Source organism: Amycolatopsis sp. La24 (assembly GCF_029087445.1).
In the GTDB taxonomy this organism is placed as follows: domain Bacteria; phylum Actinomycetota; class Actinomycetes; order Mycobacteriales; family Pseudonocardiaceae; genus Amycolatopsis; species Amycolatopsis nivea.
Map to the genome: position 1 here is coordinate 25143 of NZ_JARACH010000043.1, position 11922 is coordinate 37064.

Here is an 11922-nt window from a genome sequence, read left to right on the forward strand (position 1 = left end):
ATGGCCGGGCTTCGCGACAAGCTCCCGCTGCTGCTGGGCGCGAAAACGGCGAAGGCGCTCTCGAGTGCGCTCGACATCGAGACGGTTTCCGATCTGCTGCGCCACTATCCGCGCCGCTACGCCGAACGCGGCGAGCTGACCGACATCGCCGGGCTGGAGCTCGGCGAGCACGCGACCGTGCTGGCGCGGATCGAGAAGATCAGCAAGCGCCGGATGAAATCCCGCAACGGCACCATCCTCGACATGGTGATCACCGACGGCAAGCGACGGCTCGCGTGCGCGTTCTTCAATCAGGCGTGGCGCGAGAAGGAACTGGCCCCCGGCAAGACCGGGCTGTTCGCGGGCAAGGTCACCGCGTTCCGGGACACGCTGCAGCTGGCCAACCCGGAGTACGAACTGCTCGACGCCGAACGCGAGGCCGAGGCGGTCGACAACTTCCTCGCCGAGATCATCCCGGTTTACCCGGCGGCGCAAGGCATGCCGACCTGGTCGATCGCCAAATGCGTGCGGCAAGTGCTGGACGTGCTGGAGGTCGGCGAGGACCCGATGCCCGAGGAACTGCGCAAGCGGCACGGGCTGCCCGGCCTCGAGCGCGCGCTGCGCGGCATCCACCGCCCGGAGGACTGGGCGCACCTGGAGTCGTCGCGGCACCGGCTCAAGTGGGACGAAGCGATGGCCGTGCAGCTGATTTTCGCGCAGCGCAGGCATTCCGCGGTGTCGCGTCCGGCGAAGGCGAGCCCGCACGTCGACGGCGGCCTGCTCGACGCGTTCGACAAGCGGCTGCCGTTCGACCTCACCGCGGGCCAGCGCGCGATCGGCGACGAGATCGCGGCCGACCTGTCGACCGAGCATCCGATGAACCGGCTGCTGCAGGGAGAGGTCGGTTCCGGCAAGACGGTGGTCGCGCTGCGGGCGATGCTGCAGGTCGTCGATTCCGGACGGCAGGCGGCGATGCTCGCGCCCACCGAGGTACTTGCCGCGCAGCACGCGCGCTCGCTGCGCGAAATGCTCGGCGACATCGGGATGGCGGGCGAGCTTGGCGCGGCCGAGAATTCCACCCGGATCACCTTGCTCACCGGGTCGATGGGCGCGAAGGAACGCAAGAAAGCGTTGCTGGAGACGGTAAGCGGCGAGGCGGGCATCGTCGTCGGCACGCACGCGCTGATCCAGGACACCGTGCAGTTCGCCGATCTCGGGCTCGTGGTCGTGGACGAGCAGCACCGGTTCGGTGTCGAGCAACGGGACGCGCTCCGCTCGCGCGGTGCCGATTCGACGAGTCCGCACGTGCTGGTCATGACGGCGACGCCGATCCCGCGCACGGTCGCCATGACGGTCTACGGCGACCTGGAAATCTCGGCCCTGCGCGAAATGCCGGTCGGCCGCTCGCCGATCAAGACGACGGTCGTGCCGGTCGCGGAGAAGCCCGCGTGGTTCGACCGGGTGTGGCAGCGGGTCAGCGAGGAAGTCGGCAAGGGACACCAGGCGTACGTCGTGTGCCCGCGGATCGGCGACGAACCGCCGTCGGACAAGAGCGACAAGCGGCCGCCGCTCGCGGTGCTGGACGTCGCGCCGGATCTCGCCAACGGCGCGTTGAGGGGCTTGAAGATCGCCGCCCTGCACGGCCGGATGCCGACGGACGAGAAGGACGCCGTCATGCAGGCGTTCGGCGCGGGGAAGGTCGAGGTGCTGGTCGCGACGACCGTGGTCGAGGTCGGCGTGAACGTCCCCAACGCGACGGCGATGGTCATCCTCGACGCCGACCGCTTCGGCGTGAGCCAGCTGCACCAGCTGCGCGGCCGGGTCGGGCGGGGGAGCGTGCCCGGATTGTGTTTGCTGGTCACGGAAACCCTGGACGGCACTTCCACCCGCGAACGCCTGGCGGCGGTCGAGTCCACCACGGACGGCTTCGAACTGTCCCGATTGGACCTGGAACTGCGCCGGGAGGGCGACATCCTCGGTGCTGCCCAGTCGGGCAAGCGGTCCGGGCTGAAACTGCTGTCGTTGCTGCGGGACGAGGACGTGATCACCGAGGCGCGGGCGCAGGCTCAGGAGATCGTGACGGCCGATCCGGAGCTGGCTTCGCTGCCGGGTCTGGCGCAGATGGTGGCGGACGTCGTCGACCTGGAGCGGGCGGAGTACCTGGAGAAGAGCTGAGCGGGGCGTGACCCGGGGGTTTCCCAGGCCACGCCTTCTTGCTCGAGGTTTCTCGTCGGGTCAGGCGTCGTAGAGGTCGTCGTCGGAGTCGTAGCCGTGGTTCCGGCGGCTGCTGCTGCCTCCGTAGCTGCTGCCGCCGCCGTATCCGCCGCTGCCGCCGTAGCCACCGCTGTATCCGCCGTGGCTGCTGGAGCCACCGCCGTAACTGCTGGAACCGCCGCCGTAACTCCCGCTGTATCCGCCGCTGTAGCTCCCGCCGCCTGACCCGCGGTGGCCGGAGGACCGGCTCGGCTGCGGACTCACCAGATCCCAGTCGTGGTCCGGGTTGCCGACATAGCCGCGGTGGTTCTTGTCCCAGTAGACCCGGTTGGAGTCCCGCGGGTCCGGGGCGCCGAACCGGGGTTCCTGGGATCCGCTCGCGGCGGAGTTGCTCTTCGGTTCGAGGTGCTTGAAGATCCGCACGTCGGAGTTGTGCGCGAAGTTCTGTTCGGGCGTGTTCCGATGGCCGGTCTGGTTGAAATGGGTTCCGGCCGACGGGTTGTGGCCCATCACGACATTGCTGTGGCCGCGGACGATGCCGGTGGGGTTGCCGAGGTAGTCGTGCGTCTGGTAGCGCCGGTTCGGGTCCATGTACCACTTGGTGTCGTCGCCGCGCCTGCGGAACTTCGGCGGCGGCGAAACGGCGTTCCGCTCGAACAGCGGCCGCATCTTGGAATGCTTGTGCGACAGGTTCTTGTAGCCGTAGTGCTCGCGCCTGCGCGCGCCGGCCGCGAGGGTGGGCGGTCCCTCCTGGTAGACCCGGCCGCCGGGCGAGCGCACGCGGCGCTCCCCGTTCGGGCCGGGGCTGGGCGAGCGGGTGCGGCCCCGGCCGCGCTGGGAACCGCCGCCGGAGCCGCCGGACCCGCGCGGGGTGTTGCAGGATCCCCCGACGAGGCCGAGCGGGTCGACCGAGACGTGCGGGTTGCTGACGTAGGCGTGCGGGTCGAGTCCGCCGCCGAGCCCGAGCGGGTCGGGGCTGAGGTACCGGGCGAGCACCGGGTCGTAGTACCGGTGGAAGTTGTAGTGCAGCCCGGTTTCCTCGTCGAAATACTGGCCCTGGAACCGGAGCGGGATCCCGGTGCCGCCGGACTCGGCGACGACGACGCCGAACAGGCTGCTGCGGGACTGCCACGCGATCTCGCCGCGGTCGTCGAGCAGTTCGGTCGGCGTGCCCGAGGGTTCGGCCACGATGGCGAAGAACTGCTCGTCGACGCGTTTCTGGTCCGCGGAACCGGTGCGCCGCCGCTGCAGCAGCGGCACGAAGCTGCCCGGTTCGTAGTCCCACACCGTGGTTTCGGCGGCGCCGGGGCCGGAACTGGTCGCCTCGGCCAGCGTTTCGCCGTCCCACGCGAAATCGACGCGTTCGAGCAGCGTCGTCCCGTCGGCGGCGAAGTGTTCCTTGCGGATGCGGCGGCCCAGCGGGTCGTAGGTGTAGCGCCAGGTCGTGGCGTCCGGGACCTCGACCGCGACGAGCCGGTTCAGCGGGCCCCAGGTGTAGGTCCAGGTCCGGCCGTCCTCGTGCCGCCGGGTGCGCATCCGGCCGGACTGGTCGTAGGTGTAGCGGACGCCGCCCGCCTCGGTGATCACCGAAGCCGGCCCGGCCCGCCTGCCGCGGCGGTCCTCGTCCTCGGGCGCGGGCCAGTCGGCGTCGACGAGCCGTCCGGTCGGGTCGTAGGCGTACTGCTCGTTCCAGCCCTGGGCACGCACCGAGATCACCCGGCCGCGGACGTCCATCGCGAGCCAGCGCGACCCGGCCGTCCCGTCGTCGATCCGGTCGGGAAGGCCGTCGGGCCGGTAGTGGTACTGCCGGTCCTGGCCGAATTCGCCGGTCGCGGACCGGACCGCCTGCCGGGCGAGCCGTCCGGCCGGGGTCCAGGAGCGGACGATCGCCGCGTCCTGCCCGAACGCGCGGAGGGTTTCGCGGCCTGCCCGGTCGTACTCGAACCGGGTGGTCCGGCCGGCGGCGCGCACCGCGGCCGGGAGCCCGGCTTCGCGGTATTCCCAGACGCTTTCCGCCCCGGACGGCGTCTGCCGCCGGACCTGGTTGCCCGCGGGATCGAGTTCGGAGCGGACGGCGCGCCCGTTGACCGTTTCCCCGACGATCCGGCTCGCCGCGTCCCGGGTGTACTCGATGCGGGTCGTCCCGTCGTCGAGGGCGACGAGCTCGCCGAGGACGTCGTATTCGAAGCGAGTGCGCAGCGTCCCGGACGGTCCTTCGACGGTTTCCTCGACGATGTTGCCGCGTACGTCGCGGCGCAGGGTGACGACCTCGCCTTCCTGGTTGCGGATCTCGGTCAGCTCGCCGGCGGCGTTGTAGCCGTAGGACGAACTGGCCCCGCCGAAATCGGTCTCGCGGGAGAGGTTGCCCGCCAGGTCGTATTCGTAGCGCCAGACCTGGCCCTGTTCGTTGGTCACCGCGGTGAGCCGCAGTTCGGTGTCGTAGGAGTATTCGAGCCGGGTGCCGTCCGGCCGGATCTCGGCCGAGACCAGGTCGAAGTGGGTCACTTCCTGCTGGGCGATCGCCGAGGAGGCGTCGGAGTGCAGGCGGTTGTTGCCTTCTCCGTCGTAGAACCATTCCTCCGTCGAGCCGTCCGGCAGGCGGTGCCAGGCGAGCGCGCCGCTGACGGTGTAACCGAATTCCTCGGCCGCGCCGTTCGGATCGACGATCGCGGAGAGCCTGCCGAAACAGTCGTAGGCGTAGGCGGTCGTCGCGCCGCGGGCGTCGGTGACGGTGATCGGGTTGCCCGCGTCGTCGGACACCACGGTCAGCGTCGAGCCGTTCGGATCGGTGACCGACGCGACGTGCCCCCACTCATCGTAGGTGTAGCTGGTGGTCGCGCCGCCCGGTTCGACGACGAGGGTCACGTTGCCGCGTTCGTCGTACTCCCAGCGGGTTTCGACGCCGGGTGCCTCGGCCATGCGGACGGCCTGGCCGAAGTCGTTGCGCTCGATGGTCAATTCCGTGCCGTCCGGCCGCTGGAGGGCGACCAGGTTGTTCATTTCGTCGTAGCGGTAGGTCCGCTGCCTGCCCATTTCGTCGGTTTCGCCGACCAGGCGGTCCAGCGCGTCCCATTCGTAGGCGCGCGCCGCGCCCGTCGGGTCCACCTCGCGCACGACCCGGCCGGTTTCGTTGAGGTGATAGGCACTGCGGCGGCCGAGCGAGTCGACGACGTGGGTGATCCGGGCGGCCAGGTCGTAGTGCATGGTGACGGTGAGGCAGTCGCCGGAGCCTTCGGTGCGCACGACGCGGCCGTCGCGGTCGTAGTGGAAGCGGTACCACTCGCCGTTGCGGTCGGTCCACTCGACGATCCGCCCGAGGTTGTCGTAGGCGTAGCGGAACGGGAGACCGGATTCGTTCGTGATCTCGGTGAGGTTGCCCGCGGTGTAGCCGTAGCGGACCAGCGGCACCTCGTCCCCGTCCTTGGTGACGGTGGACAGCCCGGTCACGAGCCCGCCTTCGGTGGCGATCTGGATCAGGTGGCCGCCGCTGTGCCGCATCGCGACCGGCGTGCCGTGCTGGTCGCGCTGGAAGTAGATGTGCTCCTTGCCGCGGCCGCTGATCGAGCGGATCGGCCGGACCGGGCCGTTGCCGCGCTCGAAGGTCAGGACCCGCTCGCTTTCGCGGTCCTCGAGGACGAACCCGCCGCCGGGCTCCTCGGCGAGATACCGCGCGGGCCCGTGCTCGGCGGCGACCCACTGGTCTCCGCGCGGCCGGGGGAACACCTGGACGATCCCGTCCGCGCCGGCGAACCACACCTGGTCCTCGTGCACCTCGATCCGCTCGTCCAAAGTGGACACCCAGGCGGGGCCGAGCCAGCCGCCCGCACGGAACGACGAGAAGTGCGTGCGCTCGAAGACCATCGGCAGCGCGCTGAGGAAGGTCGCGTCGGTCTCGGCCATCACCATCTGGCCGCTCGCGACGTCGATCGGGTCGCCGGTGGTGCAGATGTTGTCGAGGCTGCGCGAATTCTCGCCCTGCTTGTCGAGCGACCGCGAGGCGTCGCTGTTCCCCCTGGCCCCGCCTGAGGAGGAACTGCTGGAAGCCGACGTGTGCCCGCCCGCCCCTCCGCTGCCGCCGTGCTCGCCGCCGCTTTCGTGGCTGCCGCTCGAGTGGCTGCCGCCGTGGTGCCCGCTGTCTCCTCCGGCGCTGGAAGTATGCGTGCCCTCGTCTCCGCCAGGGTGAGACCTGTTCCCGGTTTTGATGTCCTTGGGAGTGTGCGTCGGCGCTGCCTTGCCGCTCTTGAGGCCCTTCAACGCTTTGCCAGCGTCCTCGAACAGCACGCCGGCCTTTTTCAGCAGCGGCACCAACGCCTTGAGCGCCTTGACCAGCTTCGAAGTGACCTTCGCGATGCTCGACGCGGTCTTGGCGACGGCGGTGACGACCTGCGGAACCACCCAGGCCATCCCGATTCCCGCGGTGAACAGCACCTGCAACGCCCACGAAATCAGGTGCCCGACGAGGTCGGCGATCGTGTCCCGCACCAGCGACCGGACGGCGGCGACGATCTCGCCTGCGGTCTTGACCCCGCTCGCCGCGCCCTCGCTGCCCTTCTGCGCGCTGGCGATCAGCGCCGAAGTGTCTTCCGCCTTCTTGCGATAGGTGTCGGCCGCTTCGCCGTTCCAGTCCTGCAGGTCCTTTTTGACCAGCTCGGTCAGCTCCGCCGAAACGCTTTCGAGCTCTTTAGCGACATTCGTCCAGGTCTCCGCCTGGGACTTGATCTCGTCCGCCTTGCCGGTGAGCGCGTCGAGCGCCTCCTTGAGCGGCCCGACGTGCTCCATGAGCCACCCGACCCCCGCGGCGAAGATCGCGCCGAACGGATCCATCACCGCGGTGAGCACGTCGATCGCGGTGCCCACCGCCCCGATCGCGACGGCCGCCCAGTTCTTGCTCTCGATCGCGGTCTTGAGGCCGGTCGCGTCCTCCAGCAAAGGAATCCCGGACATCGCGGTCGTGGAGTCCTTCACCGGCGCGATCAACGGGTTGGTCATCGATAGTCCCATTTCCTGGTGCGCACGGGCATGACGAACGAGCGGAGCCTGACCCGCCAATCCGACGAGGCTATCGGCCGGAGTCCCGACGAGCCTCCCAGGCGGGGCGGCGATGCCTGAAGTCCCGGAACCCTTGCCCGAACACACTCACTCCCCGCTGACCCCGCCGCCCTTGTCCGGTTCCCTGACTGTCCTTTGTGGTCACTCCGGTAAACCGCATGCGGGCCTGCGGGATTGTGTGCTGAACTGCTCCCAGCCCGATCGCCCTTCGTGCCGAGCCTCTGGAGGAATGGTGCCCGACCTGGTCATCCGCCCCGCGACCCCGGAAGACGCGGCAGGCATCGCAGCGGTCCACGTCGGCTCCTGGCAAGCGGCTTACGCGGGTTTGCTGCCGGACGAGTTCCTGTCCGGCCTGTCGGTCGAGACACGGGAACAGTTCTGGGCCTCGAGCCTCGCGGACACCTCCCGCCCCCACACCGTCCTGACCGCAAGCACCGGCGAGAAGATCACCGGTTTCGCGGTCTTCGGCCCCAGCCGAGACGACGACGCCACCCCTGAGACGGGCGAACTGTCGTCGATCTACCTCCTCCCGTCCGAGTGGGGCCAGGGGATGGGCCGAGCCCTGCACGAGGAGTGCGTACGCGGCCTGTCGTCCCAGTTCGAGTCGGCGACGCTGTGGGTGCTCTCGACTAATACCCGGGCCCGGAAGTTCTACGAGCGGGCCGGGTGGGTTGCGGACGGAAAGACCAAGGTGGAATCGATGTCCGACGGAGCGGTGACCTTGGAGGAGGTCCGGTACCGGCTGCCGTTGGGGTAGTCGTGCTTCTTTGAGCGAGCTCCGGTTGTTGCCGTTTAGTGGCGACTGCTTGCCTCTGCTCCCTGCCGTTCGCGCTTGTCGCCGTTTGGCGGCAACGCGCGTCGGGTTGCTCGGCAGCTAGCTCGGCCTGTTGCTGTTCGGGCTGTTGCCGTTGAGTGGCGATTGCCTGCTCAGCCTGGCTGCGATCTCTCATCGTGCGTTGCCGCTTTGACGGCGACTTCCTGCACATCTCGCCCGTCAGGGTCGCTCCGCATGCCGCTCGTTGGCGACCATCGCCCGGTGCCCGGTGCCCGGTGCCCGGTGCCCGGTGCCCGGTGCCCGGTGCCCGGTGCCCGGTGCCCGGTGCCCGGTGCCCGGTGCCCGGTGCCCGGTGCCCGGCTTCGCCTGGTTCGTCCCCGCTTTGCTGCGAACGTTGAGCCAGCCCGTCCCTGAGCCGCACTCTGCTTTCGCCCTTTTGCGGCGAAACCAGAGCCGACCCGCCAACCGCTCTTCTCCGCCCGTCGTCTGGTGCCCGACGCCTGGCTTGCCCCGCTTCGCCGGGACCGTCGAACGGCCGTACCCTGCTTTCGCCGTTCAGCGGCGAAAGCAGAACCGAATCACCGACCGTGCCTCTCTTCCCGCCGCCCGGCTTCGCCTGCGTCGTCCCAGCTTCGCCGAGAGCATCGAGCCAGCCCATAGCTCAGCCGCACTATGCTTTCGCCGTTCCGCGGCCAAACCACCCAATCCAGCGGCGCCCTCCACCCGTCGCCGTTTTCCGGCAACAAAGCCCACACCTCGGAATCAACCCCGGTCGCCATCGCCCGGCAACCGCCTGCACAACACCCCCGCCCGGGCAGCCGCGGCCCCAGCCTCCGCCGCGATCTCAGCCGTCTCCTCCGACACCGGTTCCCGCGACACGAACAACCGGTAGAACACCGGCCCGCACACCGTCCGCGTCACCTCGTCTGGGTCCGTGTCGGCTGGCACCTCCCCACGCGCCACCGCCCGCTCCACGATCACCGCGGCCCGGGCATGCCGATCCTGATAGAAGTCCCGCAACGCCTCGGCCGCCCGTTCCGAGTGGAAGGCCGCCAGCACCGCGGCGGTCGGCAGCTCGCGTTGCCCGGGGGTGGTCAATATGTGCACCACGTCCAACGCCATTCGCCGCAAATCGGCGACAAGCGAACCGGTGTCCGCCGGGCTCCACGGTTCGCCGGTGCCGAACCGCAGTGCGGCCGCGACCAGTCCTTCGCGCGACTCCCATCGCCGGTAAACCGTGGTCTTGTGCACGCCCGACCGTTCGGCGACAGCCTCGACCGTCAGATCCGGGAAACCGACCTCCGCCAGCAGATCGAGCGTCGCCCGCAAAACGGCGACGCGCGTGCGTTCCGTGCGCCCGCCCGGCCTGCTGGTCCCGGGTACCTCAGTGGCCAATCGCTACCCCTGTTGCATTAGTGTCCTCAGTATGACACCGCTGAGCACCCGTTCGCCGCTGGACGGCGACGTCGCCTCGATCACCAGCTTGATCGGCGACGCGCGCATCGTCGCGATCGGCGAGAACAACCACCACATCCGCGAGTTCGGCGAACTCCGCGACCGGTTGCTCCGCCGCCTCGTCGAGGACCACGGGTTCACGGTGCTCGGCTTCGAATCAGGCTTCGCCGAGGGCGACCTGGTGCAGCAGTGGCTCGACGGCGGCCCCGGCACGGTCGCTGAGGTCGGGCGAGAAGGATTCACCTTTTCCCTCGGCGAGTCGGCCGAGGTGCACGAGATGCTGACGTGGATGCGCAGCCACGGCGGCGTCCGGTTTTCCGGACTCGACCTGCCCAGTTCGAGCGGTTCGCCGCAGCCGGCGTTGAAGATTGTCCGCGGCTTCGTGGAGGAGGTCGATCCGGAGGTTCTTCCGCTGGTCGACGCCGCGATCGCCGCGTCCGAGCCGTACTCGGCGGTCAGCAGCGCGGTCGCGCCTGGCCGTTATGCGGCAATGACCGCTGCGGACCGGGACGCAGCCACGGCCGCGTTGACGACTCTCGTCGCGCACCTTCGTTCTCTTTCGCCAGTTTATCGGCAACGGAGCGAGCCAGCCCGGTATGCGATCGCCGAGCACCACGCGGTCGGCGCGCTTCGCGTCGACGCGTACCTGCGCGAGTTGAGCGCCATGATGTCGGGAACGGCACCGTCGCTCCAGGGGTCGTCTCGCGACACGTACATGGCCGCAACCGTGAAGCTGCTTCGCAAGCTGTACGGCGAAGGCGAGAAGATCGTGGTGATGGTCCACAACGGACACCTGCAGCGAGTGCCGTTCGCCGCTATGCCGACCATGACGTTCCCTTCCGCAGGCACACACCTCGCCGAGGAGTTCGGCGACGACTATTTCGCCCTCGGCCTCACTGCGGGCACCGGCACGACCACCGGCCTCGAACCGGACGAGAACGAGCGGCTCGGCTTCCGGGTCTACGCGCAGGAGTTGGAGCCACCCGCCGAGGGCAGTGTCGAAGCGGCATTGGCCGGTGCGGATCCGTGCGTGGTCGATTTGCGGCAAGACCGGGCGCAGGGCCTGACCGGACCGTCGAGCGTGCGGCACGCGCACATGTTCACGAAGGTCGACGTCGTGCAAGCCTTCGACGCGCTGGTCTACTTGCCGACGATGTCGGTGAGCGCGCACGTCCCGGCGGAGAAGTAATTGTCGGTCTGCCAACGGTTGGCCGGCTAGCGGCTAAAGCTCTCAGCCGGTCAACCGTTGGCCACGGAGCGGCGAAACGCGTCGGTCGGACAGCAGTTTGCCTCTTAACGGCGAGATAGGTGCCGTGCATCGTCCCCCCCCCTTGCCTTTTACCTATCAGTGCGTCGGGGCGGGCGGCTGCTGGACTGAGACCAGCCCATCGTGTGACGTCGAGTTGCCGCCGAATGGCCACCGGGATACGACCGCAGGCATGCGGAACCGAGCGGCGCGTGGCCTTTTTTCGGCAACTCTGACATTCCTGCTGGTCGCCGGGGTGCAACCGGCCGCGCTGGCGGCGAGCGGGACGCAGGACAACCCGCCGAGCTGGGCGCTCGACCGGATCGACCAGCGAACCGGCCTCGATCAGAAGTACCACTACGACTCGGACGGCTCCGGCGTCACCGTCTACGTGATCGACAGCGGCGTCGACGCCAAACACCCGGATCTGCAGGGCCGCGTCCTGCCCGGCAAGGATTTCCTCACCACCGGCACGGACACGTCGGACACCAACGGCCATGGCACCCGCGTCGCGGGAATCGTTGCGGGACACAGCTACGGCGTCGCGAAGGGCGCGCAGATCTTCCCGGTCCGAGTGCTCGACAAAGCAGGCGGCGGCGCGACCGACACGATCATCGCCGGGCTGAACTGGGTCGCCCAGAACGCACACCAACCAGCGGTCGCGGTGCTGGGCATCGGCGGCGTGCCGAACGAGCAGCTCGACAACGCGGTCAAGGGAGTCGCCGCGGTGATGCCGATCGTGCTTCCGGCGGGGGAGGGCAGCACCGACGCCAGTCAGACCTCGCCCGCGCGAGTGCCGGAAGCGCTCACCGTCGGCGCGACCGACGTCCAGGACCAGGTCGCGCCGTTCTCGAACTTCGGCACGTCGCTCGACCTGTACGCACCGGGCGTCGACATTCCCGCGCCGATCGCCGGAACGGCCGACGTCGGGACTTTGTCCGGCACAGCGATGGCCGCCGCGGTGGCCGCTGGCGCGGTGACCCTCTACCGGTCCGCACATCCCGACGCCGCGCCCAATGCGGTCGGCGAAGCAATTGTGCAGGACGCAACGCAGAACGTGGTCAAGAATGCGCCCTCCGGAACCGCGAATCGGCTGCTGTGCACACTGCCTGCGGGAACGCCCTGACGGTTGCGGCACCGCGGTCCGACCAGCATCATGCATGCAGGTCGGCGTGCATGATGTCCATCACTTGGACTACGGCTC

General features: G+C 69.2%; 6 protein-coding genes. 4 read left to right on the plus strand and 2 right to left on the minus strand.

Going from position 1 to position 11922, the window contains the following annotated elements; translation table 11 throughout:
• Complete coding sequence (gene recG / locus PUT80_RS31525) at positions 1-2154, plus strand: ATP-dependent DNA helicase RecG (protein ID WP_275294356.1); 2154 nt, start codon at positions 1-3, stop codon at positions 2152-2154.
• A gap of 60 nt (positions 2155-2214) precedes the next feature.
• Here recG and PUT80_RS31530 read toward each other — a convergent pair whose 3' ends face one another.
• Positions 2215-7182, minus strand: coding sequence for an RHS repeat-associated core domain-containing protein (locus PUT80_RS31530; protein ID WP_275294357.1), 4968 nt, complete (start codon positions 7180-7182; stop codon positions 2215-2217).
• A gap of 292 nt (positions 7183-7474) precedes the next feature.
• Between PUT80_RS31530 and PUT80_RS31535 the strand changes: the two genes are divergently transcribed.
• The gene (locus PUT80_RS31535; RefSeq protein WP_275294358.1) at positions 7475-7999 is read left to right on the plus strand and encodes a GNAT family N-acetyltransferase; all 525 of its coding nucleotides are present in this window, start codon (positions 7475-7477) and stop codon (positions 7997-7999) included.
• A gap of 780 nt (positions 8000-8779) precedes the next feature.
• On the opposite strand, the gene PUT80_RS31540 is transcribed toward PUT80_RS31535, so the two are convergent.
• On the minus strand, positions 8780-9412 hold the full coding sequence (locus PUT80_RS31540) for a TetR/AcrR family transcriptional regulator (RefSeq protein ID WP_037811695.1): 633 nt from the start codon (positions 9410-9412) through the stop codon (positions 8780-8782).
• 31 nt (positions 9413-9443) lie between these two features.
• Between PUT80_RS31540 and PUT80_RS31545 the strand changes: the two genes are divergently transcribed.
• Together PUT80_RS31545 and PUT80_RS31550 are read left to right on the plus strand one after the other, a co-directional pair.
• Positions 9444-10661 (plus strand): erythromycin esterase family protein, encoded by a 1218-nt coding sequence (locus tag PUT80_RS31545; protein WP_275294359.1) that lies wholly within the window; start codon positions 9444-9446, stop codon positions 10659-10661.
• 250 nt (positions 10662-10911) lie between these two features.
• Positions 10912-11844: a S8 family peptidase gene (locus tag PUT80_RS31550; RefSeq protein ID WP_107051010.1), complete on the plus strand. Its 933-nt coding sequence runs from the start codon at positions 10912-10914 to the stop codon at positions 11842-11844.
• The last annotated feature ends 78 nt before the right edge of the window (positions 11845-11922 follow it).